15 protein-coding genes are annotated in these 15736 nt (G+C 38.3%); 14 read left to right on the forward strand and 1 reads right to left on the reverse strand.

Annotation, left to right across the window (positions count from 1 at the left end):
- Positions 1-297 precede the first annotated feature (297 nt).
- The 12 genes from ACFX4E_RS15325 to ACFX4E_RS15380 all read left to right on the forward strand — a co-directional run bounded on the left by ACFX4E_RS15325 (position 298) and on the right by ACFX4E_RS15380 (position 12679).
- Complete coding sequence (locus ACFX4E_RS15325) at positions 298-2247, forward strand: beta-galactosidase (protein ID WP_028408856.1); 1950 nt, start codon at positions 298-300, stop codon at positions 2245-2247.
- Positions 2248-2341: 94 nt separating this feature from the next.
- Positions 2342-3706: a glycoside-pentoside-hexuronide (GPH):cation symporter gene (locus tag ACFX4E_RS15330; RefSeq protein WP_028408855.1), complete on the forward strand. Its 1365-nt coding sequence runs from the start codon at positions 2342-2344 to the stop codon at positions 3704-3706.
- Positions 3707-3824: 118 nt separating this feature from the next.
- Positions 3825-4070: a DUF2164 domain-containing protein gene (locus ACFX4E_RS15335; RefSeq protein ID WP_013082790.1), complete on the forward strand. Its 246-nt coding sequence runs from the start codon at positions 3825-3827 to the stop codon at positions 4068-4070.
- Between the two features lie 242 nt (positions 4071-4312).
- A complete protein-coding gene (locus tag ACFX4E_RS15340; RefSeq protein WP_377238033.1) occupies positions 4313-5809 on the forward strand; it encodes a CoA transferase in 1497 nt (498 codons plus the stop codon).
- 142 nt (positions 5810-5951) lie between these two features.
- The gene (locus ACFX4E_RS15345; protein WP_176526438.1) at positions 5952-6110 is read left to right on the forward strand and encodes a hypothetical protein; all 159 of its coding nucleotides are present in this window, start codon (positions 5952-5954) and stop codon (positions 6108-6110) included.
- 119 nt (positions 6111-6229) lie between these two features.
- Complete coding sequence (locus ACFX4E_RS15350) at positions 6230-6427, forward strand: IDEAL domain-containing protein (RefSeq protein ID WP_013056608.1); 198 nt, start codon at positions 6230-6232, stop codon at positions 6425-6427.
- 226 nt (positions 6428-6653) lie between these two features.
- Entirely contained in the window at positions 6654-7073 is a 420-nt protein-coding gene (locus tag ACFX4E_RS15355; RefSeq protein ID WP_060747452.1) for a universal stress protein, read from the forward strand.
- Positions 7074-7450: 377 nt separating this feature from the next.
- Positions 7451-8827, forward strand: coding sequence for a sensor histidine kinase (locus ACFX4E_RS15360; protein WP_098333324.1), 1377 nt, complete (start codon positions 7451-7453; stop codon positions 8825-8827).
- A gap of 1 nt (position 8828) precedes the next feature.
- Complete coding sequence (locus ACFX4E_RS15365) at positions 8829-9509, forward strand: response regulator transcription factor (RefSeq protein ID WP_028408851.1); 681 nt, start codon at positions 8829-8831, stop codon at positions 9507-9509.
- 113 nt (positions 9510-9622) lie between these two features.
- Positions 9623-9955 (forward strand): metal-sensitive transcriptional regulator, encoded by a 333-nt coding sequence (locus ACFX4E_RS15370; protein ID WP_013056612.1) that lies wholly within the window; start codon positions 9623-9625, stop codon positions 9953-9955.
- Between the two features lie 14 nt (positions 9956-9969).
- Complete coding sequence (gene copZ, locus ACFX4E_RS15375) at positions 9970-10176, forward strand: copper chaperone CopZ (RefSeq protein ID WP_013082796.1); 207 nt, start codon at positions 9970-9972, stop codon at positions 10174-10176.
- 85 nt (positions 10177-10261) lie between these two features.
- Positions 10262-12679 (forward strand): heavy metal translocating P-type ATPase, encoded by a 2418-nt coding sequence (locus tag ACFX4E_RS15380; protein WP_377579786.1) that lies wholly within the window; start codon positions 10262-10264, stop codon positions 12677-12679.
- A gap of 138 nt (positions 12680-12817) precedes the next feature.
- On the opposite strand, the gene ACFX4E_RS15385 is transcribed toward ACFX4E_RS15380, so the two are convergent.
- Positions 12818-13246 (reverse strand): hypothetical protein, encoded by a 429-nt coding sequence (locus ACFX4E_RS15385; protein WP_028408848.1) that lies wholly within the window; start codon positions 13244-13246, stop codon positions 12818-12820.
- Between the two features lie 228 nt (positions 13247-13474).
- On the opposite strand from ACFX4E_RS15385, the gene ACFX4E_RS15390 reads away from it, so the two are divergent.
- Both ACFX4E_RS15390 and ACFX4E_RS15395 read left to right on the forward strand, forming a co-directional pair.
- A complete protein-coding gene (locus tag ACFX4E_RS15390) occupies positions 13475-14032 on the forward strand; it encodes a YdhK family protein (RefSeq protein ID WP_060747447.1) in 558 nt (185 codons plus the stop codon).
- A 325-nt stretch (positions 14033-14357) separates the two neighbouring features.
- Positions 14358-15665 (forward strand): MFS transporter, encoded by a 1308-nt coding sequence (locus ACFX4E_RS15395; RefSeq protein WP_028408846.1) that lies wholly within the window; start codon positions 14358-14360, stop codon positions 15663-15665.
- Positions 15666-15736 lie beyond the last annotated feature (71 nt).

A 15736-nucleotide genomic window follows, 5' to 3' on the forward strand; every position in this document is an offset into this window, starting at 1 on the left:
AATTATAAAAACATTTGTCTTTGTAAGCGTTTTATTCTTTCTTTTAATAAAGAGCAAAAAAAGGATGTTTTTCTCTAAATTTTTACCATTGAATATTTTGAATAAAGTTCATAAAATAAACTTGTAAGCGTTTTAAAAGATTAGGGAGTATGTATCTTGAAAGTTGAATAGAGATTTATTTATGAAGAAAATAAATGTGATTTTTTTGCTTTTGATCACCGTTTCCGAGTAGACCTTAATAAGTAGCAGCAAATCGTTCATTTAATGAAATAAAGAAATAGATAGGAGTAGAGAAAAATGTACATCGGTGTCGATTATTACCCTGAACATTGGCCAGAGAATATGATAGAAGAAGATATCCAAGGCATTAAAGAGCTAGGATCAAACATGGTGAGAATAGGAGAGTTTGCTTGGCATCTAATGGAGCCTAAAGAAGGTGAATATGACTTTTCCTTTTTTGATAGCGTTATCAATAAGCTTAAAAAACAAAATATTGATGTTATGTTTGGTACGCCTACTGCCACTTTTCCGGCTTGGCTTGCGAAACAGCATCCTTCTATTTTATCAAAAGATGAGAACGGGGCGGTCAGAGCCTTTGGAGGAAGACGTCAATATTGTTTTAATTCGCCTCTTTACCGGAAGTATAGCGCTCAGATTACAGAACAATTAGTAAAACAATACAGCTCAGAAGACGCAATCGTAGCATGGCAAGTTGACAATGAATTTGGCCATGAAGGCAGTGACATGTGTTACTGCGAACAATGTCATAAAGAGTTTCAGCAGTTTTTAGAAAGAAAATACAAAGACATCAATGAGTTAAATGAGAAGTATGGCACTATTTTCTGGGGACAAACATATAACGAGTTTACTGAAGTGCCTATGCCTGTAAAAACAATTACGACCCACAGCCCTTCGTTAAAGCTTGACTGGGCGCGCTTTCGCTCTTTTTCGTTAAACAGATACGCTCACGAACAAACAGCGATTGTAAAGAAATATAAAGGTGATCACCAGCTGTTGACAACGAACGTATCAGGAGGCTTCTTTGATAAATGGTTTGATCATGAAGAAAATCTAGAAGTAATGGACTTTGTATCTTATGACAATTATCCGGTATGGGGCGGTCAAACAGAGCCAATTACCCCGGCTCATATTGCACTAGGGCATGATTTTAATAGAGGTTTGCTACATAAAAACTTCTGGATTGTAGAGGAATTAATGGGCGCTCAAGGTCATGATGTCATCGGTTATCTTCCGCGACCTAACCAGGCAAAGATGTGGTCTTATCAGGCTTTTGCTCATGGATGTACGAATATGCTGTATTTCCGTTGGCGCGGAATGACAAGAGGAGCCGAGCAGTACTGCTATGGAGTTGTAGGTCACGATAATCACTATGGAAGACGCTACAAAGAAGTTCAGTCGTTATTTAGTGAAATCGTTCATTATGAACATGTACTTGAGTCTGATATTAAATCCGACGTTGCCGTTTTGTATGACTATGAAAATATATGGTCATGGCGCTTTCAGCAGCAAAGTGAAGGATTTGACTTTACGCAAGAGCTTCTTAGAGGATATACACCGTTTTATAAGTTGAATACACCTATTGATGTTATTCCTGCTGCGAGAGATTTTTCAAGCTATAAAGTACTGGTTGTTCCAGCTTTGCAAATAATTGATGAAGAACTAGGTAAGAGATTTACTGAATTTACTGAAAACGGAGGCGTCATCGTTTTTACGTTTAGAACCGGCATTAAAGACAAACAAAATAATATTCACTTTAAACAGACGCTACCTGGATATGTAAAAGAAATAACAGGCATCGAAATTCATGAAGTGGAAGCACTGTCTTCTACTCAAAAAGCAGGCATTAAAGGGGTAGGACCGTATGAAGGAGAACAGTCAAGTGCGTCCGTTTGGAGAGACATTGTCACACCTGTAACAGCTGAAGTGCTGTATGAGTATGATGATCCATTCTATAATCAAGCCGCTGTAACAAAAAATCAGTTTGGTCGCGGGACGGTTTATTATGTAGGCTGTGGAATTGAAGGGCAAACGTTTGAAAAAATTGCGCTTGATATTGTAAAAGAGCAGCAGATTGAGCATACGGAAAGTGAAGAGGGGATTGAAGTATATCCTCGCAAGCTTGGAGAGAAAAGTTATTACTTCCTTATGAACCATACGCCAGAACTAAAAGTATTTAAAGATATTGTTCTGCAGCCTTACGAAAGTCGAGTTGTAGAAAACATGTAGTAGCAACAGGAGACTAGAATCTCATAAAGCAATGAGATTCTAGTCACTCATAATAGATATGAAAGCGTTTTAGAGGAGAAGGGAGTCAGGTTATATGAGCATGGGGGTACAGTCAAAAGTTTCTCTGAAAACCGTACTATCATACGGAATGGGAAGCTTTGGAAACAATATTATTTATGCATTAACAAGTACATATTTAATGATTTTTTATACGGACAGCGTAGGATTAAATGCCGCAGCTGTAGGAACTTTATTTCTTATTGCTAGGATATGGGATGGGATTGCAGACATTATTATCGGAATGATTGTTGATAATACAGAAACGAGATTTGGTAAGTTTAGGCCTTATCTTTTAATAGGCGGATTTTTTGCAGCTGTGGCTACAGTCGCGTGTTTTATTAGTCCTGATCTTTCTCATACAGGAAAATTAATTTACGCTTATATCACCTATATCGCATGGGGAACAAGCTTTGCTATTATGGATATTCCCTATTGGTCGCTTTCAGCAACGATTACACAAGATGTAAAAGAACGAAATAAAGTAGTGGCGTTTCCTAGAACCATTGCAGCAGTAGGGTCTTTATTTGCTAGTTTATTAACTCTTCCACTAGCTCATTATTTTGGAAACTGGTTTATGCTGAGTCTTATTTATGCGTGTATCTTAATGATTACAATGATTATTACATTTTCAGGAGTAAAAGAAAACTATACCGTAAAAAGACAGGAAAAGCAGACGCCAAAAGCAGTTTGGAACTTATTTATTCAAAATAAACCGTTGCGTTATCTAATTTTCTCGATGCTTTTAGTTGAAACGATTTTAACAATTCGAACTACGTTTTCTATTTACTATTTTAAATACAATTTAAATGCAGAGAATATCGCGTCTCTTTATTTAACCTTATTTTTCACAGCACAAATTGTAGGAGCGATCGCGTCTCCTTTCATTTCAAATAAATTTGGAAAGAAACGCGCAGCAATAGGAGGAATTGCCCTAAATGCTGTAGCTACTCTTACAATGTTTGCAACCGGTTTTCACGTTATGCCAGTGATGATTTTAAGCTTTTTAGCTTCTTTCGGCGGTGGAGTTAGCAACATTGCTCAAACATCTATGCTCGCTGACTGTGTAGAATACGGCGAGTGGAAAACGGGGAACCGAGCGGAAGGAATGGTATTTTCTACGAATATTTTCAAAACAAAGGTTGCTTCAGCAGTGGGTGGAGCAGTAGGCGGGTATATTCTTTCAGCAGTAGGTTATGTGCCAAATCAAATTCAATCACATAGCACGCTCATTTGGATTGCTTTAATCTTTACGATCATTCCGGGCATCCTTTGCTTGTTATCACTTGTTCCACTCGCAAAATATGAGTTGACGGAAAAGAGATATTTAGAAATTTTACAGGATATGAAAAAGCGCTCGAGCCGCACAAAAGAAAAATCGGCTATGAAGGTGCCTAGCTAATTAAAAATTAGCATAAGCATTGTACACAAAAACAACAAGAAAAAAAGACTGCATTTTCTCAGCTCCTCTTGCTATGATGTCAGGTAGACAGATATCAATGTAAAGAGGAGTTTTGTTTATGTTTATTAATTTTTCAAAAGAAGATAAAGATAAAATGCTGAATGAAATTCAAACGTTTTTTTATAACGAACGAGATGAAGAAATCAGTGAATTTGCAGCAGAAAATGTATTAGAGTTTATTAAAGAACATATCGGTCCTCACTTTTATAACCAAGCAATTAAAGATGCAGAAGATATTATGAACCAAGTCATGCTTTCTGCAGAAGAAAATTTACATGCATTAAAAAAACCGATTGAAAAATAGTTCGAAAAAGAAAATATGAAGTAGGAAAAAAGCGCTTTATGTACAAAAACATAAAGCGCTTTTTTTGTCTATGAAACAAATTATTTGTTCCACCAAGTGATATATGATACATTCGTTTTAAGATAATATTAACGTTAACGTAAAGGTTACACTTGGAGTGTTTTGATTTAACTCGATGAGGGCATAACTTCAGCAAGCAGGGACATAATGAGGTAATTATATGAGGAAAGAAGGGACTATACGTGAGCAACATTACGAAAGATCAGCTAACAAAATCTATTGTGAAAGCAAATGAAAATCGTTTAACAGATAATAGTGATTTTGATATCTATCAAGAGCTGGAAAATGTGCTTCAAGGAGTTGGCTTATCAGCAAAAGACAGCGGAGGAAGCATTACATTTTACGGAGAAGATCCGATTGTTCCTAGTACGCTGCGCCTTGCCTCAGCAGCAGCTATTGCACTAGTTGCTAAGTCAGTAGCTGTCTCAAAAATTTGGAAAATACGCGGAGGAAAAGGTCAAGATATTCATATGGATTTACGAAAAGCTATCCGAAGATTATCACCTTTTTACGATAAAAAATGGGAAAAGCTTAATGGGTACGCACCAAATAAAGCAAATGATCCATATAACCCATTAGGCTTTCGCTTTTATCAAACAAAAGATGACAAATGGGTGATGCCGCTGAATCCATATCCACGCTCTAAGCATGAAACGCTAAAGCTGTTAAATTGTATAGAAGACCCTGATGCAGTGGCAAAAGCAATTCGCGGTTGGAATGCAGAAGAATTAGAAAAAGCTGCAGCGGATCGAGGAGTTATCATGCCTGTTGTGCGGACAATTGAAGAGTTTATGAAAGAACCAGTGTATGAAGAAGTAGCGCAACTTCCTTTAATTGAAATTGAAAAGATTGGAGAAAGTGAGCCGATTCCTTTTTCAAAGAATCCTAAAACGCCGCTAGATGGTGTTCGAGCATTAGGCCTTGGTCATGTTATTGCAGGAGCAGGATTTGGTAGAGCGCTCGCTTTACACGGTGCGGACGTGTTAAATATTTGGAAGCCAACGGATTGGGAGCATGATACGATTTACGCTACGTCTAATGTCGGTATGCGCTCTTCAACGCTAGATATTGGTGAAAAAGAAGGAAAAGAAAAAATGGTTGAACTGCTAAAAGAAGCCGATATCTTTTTTGCGAACCGTCGATACGGATTTCTAGAGAGATACGGTCTAACAGCTGAAGAGTGTGCCGAACTAAAACCAGGAATCATCCACTGCACGGTCAACCTGCATGGAACGGAAGGAGAGTGGGCAAAAAGAAATGGATTTGACCAAACAGCGGGAAGCGTAACGGGAGTCATGGCGTTAGAAGGATCGCCAGAAAATCCTAAGCTGCCTCCTATTGTAGTGGTCAATGATTATGCGGTTTCTTGGCTGCTTGAAGTCGGTGCTTTAATGGCACTGGAAAGAAGAGCAAAAGAAGGAGGCAGCTACCGCGTGCGTGTATCATTAGATCGCGTATCTTTATGGATTTTATCAATGGGCATCTATGACAAAGCGTACGCTTATCAAACAGCTGGTTCGTCAGAGAAGCACGAGTACATTGCACCAGATCTCTTTACAGCCCAAACACCTTTAGGATTGTACCAAGGGCTTACGGAACAAATCGAAATGTCGGAAACTCCAGGGGAATATAAAACGGTTCTGGTTCCTCGAGGTTCTTCACGCCCAGAGTGGTTGTGATAACAAGGGGCTGAGACAAAAGTATTTTAGTTAAAAAAAATCCGAACGATGAATCGAGATTCTTGATAAAGAATCCAACTCGTTCGGATTTTTTCATGGTGATGGTGAACGTGGATTTTGTATATTCTGTTGCTTCTAGCTGTTGATTGGAGGGCAAGGCGAAGACTCCTGCGGGAAAAGCGGAACAGGTGAGACCCCTCAGGAGTATAAGCGACGAGGAGACTCACCGGCCGCCCGCGGAAAGCGAAGCCTTGAACAAAAATCAATTCAATCCAATTCGCTCGCCTTTGGATTAAAATGATTTGGGTATGTCCAAACCTCATTTTGAGAGGCACATTTAAAATGAAAAATAAGAAAAAATATTTGAATAATTATATGATTTCTTATATAATAGCGAAAAGGATGAGGAGTTGACTTGTAATGGAAAACTATACGTCCCGCAAAATGACACAAGAAGAAGTAAAAGTATCAGACGCGACAGCAGCTCAACTAGTGCTAAACAAATCTCTTCGTGACTTTAAAAAAGCACAGCTTTTACTGCAAATTGATCAGTCTTTAGAAAAAAGAGATAAAGAAACTTTTTTACGTTTAACTGAAGAGTTAAAAGAAGTTTGTTAAATAACCTACTAACATAAACAATCAGCCTTTGCTCACTAGAAGCAAAGGCTTTTTATATGGAAAAAAACGGATAAATGTTTTATTTTTTCTGAAAGCGGTAAAAGTATAGTATGGATGATAAAGCAAAAATCAAGAAGTCTCTTACTTTATTATTTTTTGCTTTATCATCTACAGCATCTAGATGGCAGCGCATCATGAAAGAACAAAAAGAGAGAGGGTTCTTTATATGTATAACAAAATCTTAGTCGCCTTTGACGGTTCGGCACCTTCTATTCGTGCTCTTCAACATGCAAGTAAACTAGCTAAAAGCGTAAATGCTAATAAGCTGACAATTGTACATATTAAGGAAAGAATTCACTTGCAGCAGCCTGTTTTTAGCGTTGACTTAGACGCACTGATAGAAGAAGAAAACCGCGATATTTTATCTGAAGCTCACAATCATTTAACTCAATCAGGTATTCCATATGAGGCATACGGTTTAGAGGGCACTGCTTCAAAGAAAATTATCGAATACGCACATGACAATCAACAAGACGTCATTGTAATAGGAAGTCGAGGAAAGGGCTTTGTGAAAGAGACATTTTTAGGAAGTGTAAGTCACGAAGTTGCTCAATCTGCAGAATGTCCTGTTATCATTGTTAAATAAAAAGAGGCTGGGAAAAAGTATTTTAGTTGAAGGGAAATCCGAACGATGAATCGAGATTCTTGATGGAGAATCCAACTCGTTCGGATTTTTTGTTGATTTTATTGATATAGTGAACGCAGGTTTCCTGTATATAGGTGCTTCTAGCTGTGGATTGGAGGGATTTTGTTATGTCTCCATCTTTTTTTGTTTTTGGATTATGTAGTGCTGCGTGCTTAGTGAGTTCGAAATTTACATTATGATAAACGTATTTTATACGCTAAGCTGTCAGATACCTGTGGTAAACTGTCAGAGAATAATGGTTATTTAATCATGTATGCTTTATTCTGCATAGTTTCTTCAATTATTACTTTTATAATGAAAGAAAAGGATGTGAATAAATGAATCGAATTTCTATTAAGCTCGGACTCTTATTTTTAATGTTCATTTTACTAATTGAAGCGGCTCTCTTTTTTTACTTATATAGCGGTCTTGCCAACACACGAATTTCGGAGGAATTAGAAAGTTTGCGTTTAAGAGGAAACAGTCACCGGGAAGTATTAGAGAAGCATCATGATTCGGCTACGCTTAACCATGTTGCACTGATGGAATCTGAAGCAGAAACTGATGTTGTCATAACAGATAAAACAGGAAAAATTATCAGTTCGTCTAGGCCTTTAATTCAAGGTGCAAGAAAAGCAGTAGAGAAATGGAAAGGAAAGTCTCTTACATACAAAGGTGAAATTATGCAAGGCGACTGGAAAAGCAAACCTTATATCGCCACAGCATCACCTATTAAAAAAGGCCGTCAGCAGTTTGGGACGGTTTATATGTTCAAAAACACAAATGATATTCACGAAATGATTGCGAGACTGCAGCATCATTTTTACGTAGCAGGAGCTGTTTCCATTTTATTTTCGATTGTGACTATTTTTGCTCTGTCTAAATTTATAACCGCTCCTTTAATCAAGATGAAAAAAGCAACAGAGAAGCTGAGTCAAGGGGATTTGTCTGTAAAGCTTGGTGCTCATTCAAGAGATGAACTTGGACAATTAGGAATGTCCATTCAGTCGCTAGCAAATGAGCTGCAGCGGTTACGAAAAGAGAGAAATGAATTTTTAAGCAGCATTTCACATGAACTTCAAACTCCTTTGATGTATTTAAAGGGCTATGCGGACGTAGCGAGAAGACCTTCTAATACACCGCAAGAACGTGATAAATATCTTGCCATTGTGGAAGAAGAAGCGGAAAGAATTTCACAGTTAGTCAAAGATTTGTTTCAGCTGGCGCAGCTGGATCAGCACACATTTTTTATTCAAAAACAAAAAGTAGAACTGGCTACGTATTTGCACACCATATGCGCACATTTTCATTTAGCTTTAAAAGAAAAAGAGATGGAGCTGGACATAAGCTGCCTTCAAGACCTTTACGTTTCACTAGATCCTGAAAGATTTCAGCAAGTGATTATCAATTTACTTGATAACGCAATGAAATATTCAAAAGAAGGGGCTAAAATTGATTTAATTGTAAAAAAATCAGCTGAATCATTGACAATAACTCTTAAAGATCAAGGAATAGGTATTCCAGAAAAAGATCTGCCTTATGTATTTGACAAGCTGTATCGAGTGGAAAAATCTCGCTCGAGAAAAAGCGGAGGATACGGATTAGGCTTATCAATTGTAAAGGAGATTGTAGAAGCTCATGGAGGAGAAATAACAATCATAAGCGAGATGGGAAAAGGAACGGCTGTAGAGATTGTATTAAGAGAGGATGGATAGGATGGCCACTATTTTATTAGTAGATGACGAAGCAAGGATGCTGGATTTACTAGAACTTTATCTGCTGCCAAACGGATTTACATGTATAAAATTTGAAAAAGGCACAGAAGCGCTGCGCTATCTTTATGAAGGTAACAAAGCAGATTTGATGTTATTAGATATTATGATGCCAAGCGAAGATGGATGGGAGATTTGCCAAAAAGTAAGAAAAATGTCTGATCTACCGGTCATTATGCTCACAGCCCGCAGCCAAACGTTAGATGTAGTAAAAGGATTAAATATAGGTGCAGACGACTATATTACTAAACCGTTTAGTGAAGAAGAATTGGTTGCACGTATCAGCGCGGTTCTTAGACGCTCCTCAAAAGAAAAGAATGAAATCACCTATAAAGGGTTAGTATGGAGCAAGGAAGACCACCTATTACAATATAAAAAGCAGCACATTCAAGTGACGCCTAAAGAGTTTGAATTAGTGGGGTTACTTCTTCAGCATTTAAATCGTGTGTTCAGCCGGGACGACTTGCTTGTGTTAGTGTGGGGATATGAGGCTGAGATTGGAGATCGTACTATTGACTCCCATGTGCGAAATGTTCGGGATAAGCTTAGAAAAGCGGGTTTTCCTGTAGACGAATACTTGCAAACCGTATGGGGAATAGGCTATAAGTGGGTTGATGTTAGTTGAAAATGATATGAGCATAGCTATCGAAATTGGTGGAAAGATAAAGTAAGCGACCTTTTCCCTTTACATAGGGTAGGGGGGTATAGTATGATGGAGTCATGAAGGGAGGATGTTAGATGGTCGAAGCGAATCACATGAACAGTGAAGAAAAATGTTGTACGATAAATAGTGAAAGAAAAAGTCACCATTCTCCAGAAGTGAAAAAAAATCTAACGAGCCGATTAAATCGAATTGAAGGACAAATTCGAGGAATTAAAGGATTAATTGAAAAAGATACGTATTGTGACGACGTGATTACTCAAATCGCAGCTGCGCAGTCTGCTTTAAATAGTGTAAGTAAAATTTTGCTTGAAGGTCACTTGAAGCATTGCATTGTAGAACGTGTGCAAGATGGTGATGAAGAAGTAGTAGATGAATTATTAACAACCATTAAACGATTAATGAAATAAAGGAGATGCTAGAAATGGAAAACGTAACATTATCAGTACAAGGAATGTCTTGCGGTCATTGCGTCAAAGCTGTTGAAGGCGGCGTAGGCGAACTTAATGGCGTTAAAAGCGTAGAAGTAAGCTTAGAAGATGCAAAAGTAACAGTTGCATTTGATCCAAGTCAAGTAACGGTTGAAGATATTAAAGAGGCTATTGATGACCAAGGTTATGACGTAGCATAAACATCATCGCGTGCGAATACCTTCGCACGCTTGATTTAAGAAATATATATACCCCTTATAGGTATATAACAGGAGGCGAAACGTGATGAGTGACAAACAAAAAGAAGCCACCTTGCAAATTACAGGTATGACATGTGCAGCGTGTTCTAACCGAATTGAAAAAGGATTAAAAAAAATAGAAGGTGTAAAAGAAGCAAATGTGAATTTGGCTTTAGAAAGATCTACCATCATATTTGATCCGTCTAAAACAAGTCAACAGGCCTTTGAAGAAAAAATCGAAAAGCTTGGGTACGGAGTTGTAAGTGAAAAAGCCGAATTTGCTATTACGGGCATGACGTGCGCTGCTTGTTCGACTCGTATTGAAAAAGGGTTAAACAAATTAGAAGGCGTGACAAAGGCAAGTGTTAACCTTGCTTTAGAAACGGCTTCTGTTGAATACAGCCCTTCTCAAATAGCTCCGCAAGATATAACGCAGCGAGTTGAAAAGCTTGGATACGGAGCAAAGCTAAAGTCGGAAGAAAAAGAAGAAGAGCAAAGCTACAGAGAAAAAGAACTGAGTAAACAAAAAGGAAAGTTCTGGTTTGCATTTATTTTAAGCGTACCTTTATTGTGGGCAATGGTTAGCCATTTTACGTTTACGTCGTTTATTCCTTTACCTCATATGCTAATGAATCCATGGGTTCAGCTCGCTTTAGCTACGCCTGTTCAATTCGTGGTAGGGAAGCAATTTTATGTAGGCGCATTTAAAGCTCTGCGTAACAAAAGCGCCAACATGGATGTTTTAGTAGCACTAGGTACAAGCGCAGCTTATTTCTATAGTCTATACTCTTCTCTTAAATCACTTGGGTCATCTGCTCATACGAATCAGCTTTACTATGAAACGAGTGCTATATTGATTACGCTGATTCTTTTAGGGAAATTATTTGAAGCAAATGCCAAAGGCCGTTCTTCAGAGGCAATTAAAAAGATGATGGGCTTACAGGCTAAAACGGCCGTTGTCATAAGAGACGGAGCAGAAGTTGAAATTCCAGTGGAAGAAGTCCAAAAAGGCGAAGTTGTTTTTATTAAGCCTGGTGAAAAAGTGCCTGTAGACGGAGAGATTATTGAAGGACAATCGGCCTTAGATGAGTCCATGCTGACAGGTGAAAGCGTACCGGTAGATAAAAACATTGGAGATAAAGTAATTGGAGCCACACTCAATAAAAACGGTTTTTTGAAAATAAAAGCTACAAACGTTGGCAGGGAGACGGCGCTTGCGCAAATTATTAAAGTAGTAGAAGAAGCGCAGGGTTCTAAAGCGCCTATTCAGCGACTAGCTGATTATATCTCAGGTATATTCGTGCCAATTGTAGTCGGAATTGCACTTCTTACTTTCTTTGTTTGGTATATTTGGATTGCGCCTGGCGAATTTGCACCGGCTTTAGAAAAGCTTATCGCCGTACTAGTGATTGCATGTCCATGCGCGTTAGGCTTAGCTACTCCAACTTCCATTATGGCGGGGTCAGGCCGCGCAGCAGAATATGGTATTTTGTTTAAAGGCGGAGAGCATTTAGAAGCAACGCATAAAATCGATACGATTCTTTTAGATAAAACGGGAACTGTGACAAATGGAACCCCCGAGTTAACCGATGTACGTATTGCACAAGGCTATGAAGAAAATGAGCTATTACAGTTAGTTGCATCGGCTGAGCGTTTGTCGGAGCACCCTCTCGCTCAAGCACTCGTAGCAGGTATAAAAAATAAAGGTATAGAGATTCAAGATCCGTTATCTTTTGAAGCTATTCCAGGGTATGGAGTAAAAGCAACTGTACAAAAGCGAGAGCTGTTAGTGGGAACAAGAAAGCTTATGAACCAACATAAAGTAAATATTGATACAGCCTTAGAAGAAATGACAAATTTAGAACGAGAAGGAAAAACGGCTATGCTCGTTGCTCTTGACGGAAAATATGCCGGCATGCTTGCTGTTGCAGATACCATTAAAGCGACTTCTAAAGAAGCAGTTTCCAGGTTAAAAGAAATGGGCTTAGAAGTGATGATGATTACAGGTGATAATCGTCAAACAGCTCAGGCTATTGCGATGCAAGCGGGTATTGAGCACGTTATAGCAGAAGTGTTGCCAGAAGGCAAAGCAGAAGAAGTGAAAAAGCTTCAGCAGCAAGGTAAAAAAGTCGCCATGGTAGGAGACGGTATTAATGATGCTCCTGCACTTGCGTTAGCTGATATTGGAATGGCCATCGGAACAGGAACGGATGTAGCGATGGAAGCCGCTGATATTACGCTGATGCGAGGAGACTTGATGAGCATTGCAGATGCGATTGAAATGAGTAGAAAAACAATTTCTAATATTAAGCAAAACTTATTCTGGGCAATGGGCTATAACACGCTTGGTATTCCAATTGCAGCAGTTGGGCTGTTAGCCCCTTGGGTCGCTGGAGCCGCGATGGCCTTTAGTTCTGTGTCGGTTGTATTAAATGCACTGCGATTGCAGAGAGTGAGGCTATAATATATGAAAAAGTGGATCGTCTCAGCAATTTTGTACGTGCTCGCAGTCATAGCAGTATATGCTATGTGGGCAATATAAACTAAAAAATATTAGAGTCAACGAGTCATTCTCGGTAAAAGTGATCTAAAAACAAAGCTGCTAAAGAATATTCTTTAGCAGCTTTGTTAGGTGCAAGGAATTTTTTTGATTCAATTCATACCCTTTAAGATGAAGGTCTTCTGGATGCTTTTGCTGAGCAATTAACACATCACGTCCATCATCCATAATCCAAATGAAATAATGACGGCTAGAACCATCTTCATAGGTAATGGTCATTTTGCAATCGATGCTCCCAGCAGATTCTTCATCTAAGAGAAGTTTCATATGCTGAGCCTTTTTTATACTGTTGGTGAATGCATTCATATCTTGTTCATCGATAAATGTTTTGAGCGTTTTCATTTTAATGGACGTTACTTCTATTTTTTGTACGCTAGATGAGAGAGTGGAGTATGCGGAAGCAAAAGGGGCTCCCATCACCAAGCTAAACGCAAGTAAGAGTGAGGACAGAGCAAAGCGTATTTTTAGCATGTTTCTTTCCTCCTTTTATTTTTATACTTTTTCCTTGTGGTAAGTGATTCATACGAGGGCCTTTTTTAGGAACAGGAATTATTCGTGCCCAATTATCTTCATCTTCACAAAATCTGCACAAATTCTAGCTACAATAAAGAAAAGAAGAAGAGTAGGCAAAGGTAAGTTGTTTCTAATGATTAAATGATTTTTATTTTAAAGTTTATTATGTGGAAAAGAGGGACTGTTATGAAAAAACAGCTATTTATTCTTGGTGCATCTGTCATTATTGGACTAAGCGGATGCGGAAACGATTCTAGTCATGAAAAGCCTTCAGCTGACAAAAACGAATCTATGCACGATCACTCAGAGATGAATCACTCTAGTTCAGGAGAGGTTCCAAAAGGATTAAAAAAAGCAGAGAATCCAACATATAAAGTCGGAGATAAAACCGTTATAAAAGCAGATCATATGAAAGGCATGAACGGGGCTGAAGCAACGATTGTTGGTGCTTACGACACTACGGCCTATACCGTTTCGTATACCCCAAAGACTGGCGGAAAAAAAGTGAAAAACCATAAGTGGGTTATTCAAGAAGAAATAAAAGATGCGGGTAACGAGCAGTTAAAGGCAGGCAGCGAAGTAACGCTTGAAGCAGATCATATGAAAGGTATGAAAGGGGCAAAAGCAACGATTGATTCAGCCGAAAAAACAACGGTATACATGGTAGACTACGCACCGACTACAGGCGGAGAGAAAGTAAAAAATCACAAGTGGGTAACCGAAAGTGAACTTTCAGCCAAATAGACTATTAGCGAAAAAAGAGGCTGGTACAAAAGTATTTTAGGTAAAAAAAGGTCCGAACGATGAATCGAGATTCTTGATTGAGAATCCAACTCGTTCGGATTTTTTCGTTGTTATGGTGAACGTAGGTTTCATGTAGGTGGTGGCTTCTAGCTGTAGTTTGGATTGATTTAGTTATGACTCAATCTCTTTTTGTTTTATGTTTTATCATGAGGAATTTCTTACATGGTGGATGAAGAAAACGCATGTTTCTTTCAAAAGAAGTTGTGGTATTGAGTAGAATGCTACGGTAATAAAACGAACAAACTACTGATGAAAGGAGCTAGCTATGAGTGAACATTCAGTAAAGCGAACAGGACGTACACGATGGTTTATTTCATCTTTGTTAAGCAGTATGATTATTTTAAATTATTTTGATCGTGTAGCGGTGTCAGTGGCCGCTCCTGCAATACAAGATGCATTTCACTTAACGGGAACAGAGCTCGGAATTGTCTTTTCTATTTATACGTATTCTTATACGATCATGCAAATACCTGCGGGAAGCTTGCTTGATCGGTTCGGAGTAGCATGGGTAACAAGAGTGGGTATGGTAATTTGGAGTTTATTAACGATGTCGATGGCATTTTTGCAAGGAAAACTTCTTCTCTATATCGTCCGGTTTTTAATAGGAATAATGAGTGCTTCAGCTTTTCCAGCAGCATCAAAAGCTACATCTCTATGGTTTCCTCCAAACGAAAGAAGCTTACCAAATTCTTTGTTTGATTCAGCGGCCAAATTTTCAAATGTACTTGGCGCGCCTCTTGTAGCGTTTCTCATCACCAAATTTGATTGGCGCACAGCATTTTTATCCATTGGAATTATAAACGTGCTGTTTACGCTGCTGTTTTGGTTTTATTACGAAAAACCAGAAAAGCACAGACGCATATCAGATGATGAGTTGAAGTATATTCAAGAAAATAATTTAAATGCGAACGATGAACAAACATCAAAATTTTTACATACCTTAAAAGTATTATTTACGAATCGAAAAGTTTGGGGGCTAATGATTGGGTTTACAGGCTATGGATATACGTTTAATTTACTGTTAACGTGGCTGCCAACTTTTTTAAAAGAAAAATACGGTATGGATATCATGTCATCGGGTCTGCTTACGGCAGTACCTTGGCTAATTGCTACATTTGCTGGCATTTTAGTTGGCGGTTGGCTTGTTGATTACCTCATAAAAAAAGGATATAACAGTCAAAAAGTATATCGCACGATCATTGTTGTAGGATTATGCTTAGGGTTTGTTTTTTTAGGCTCTATTTTCACCAATAGTGTTGTAGTAGCGATGATTTGTATCTCGATTGGACTGGCAGGTATATCGGCAACGGCACCAATCGGCTGGTCAATTTCTGCTGAAATTGCGCCTGCAGGCTCTATTTCTCTTCTCAGTTCTATTGTTAATTTAGCTAATAATTTGTTTGGTGGAATTATAGCTACAGCTTTAACGGGATATCTATTGGATAAAACCGGTTCTTTTGATCTAAGCTTTATTGTAGCAGGAATTGTATTGTTGCTAGGCTTAATTTTTTATATTTATGTGCTGGGAGATATTAAACAAATTAAAATTCCAAAAAAACAAAGTACGAAATAAAACCCCATGACTCGTTATGGGGTTTACTTTTGATTATAAATAAAGACCTTGCTCATGCACTTAGTGATATG

Source organism: Priestia sp. YIM B13491 (assembly GCF_042787605.1).
Lineage (GTDB): Bacteria > Bacillota > Bacilli > Bacillales > Bacillaceae_H > Priestia > Priestia megaterium_E.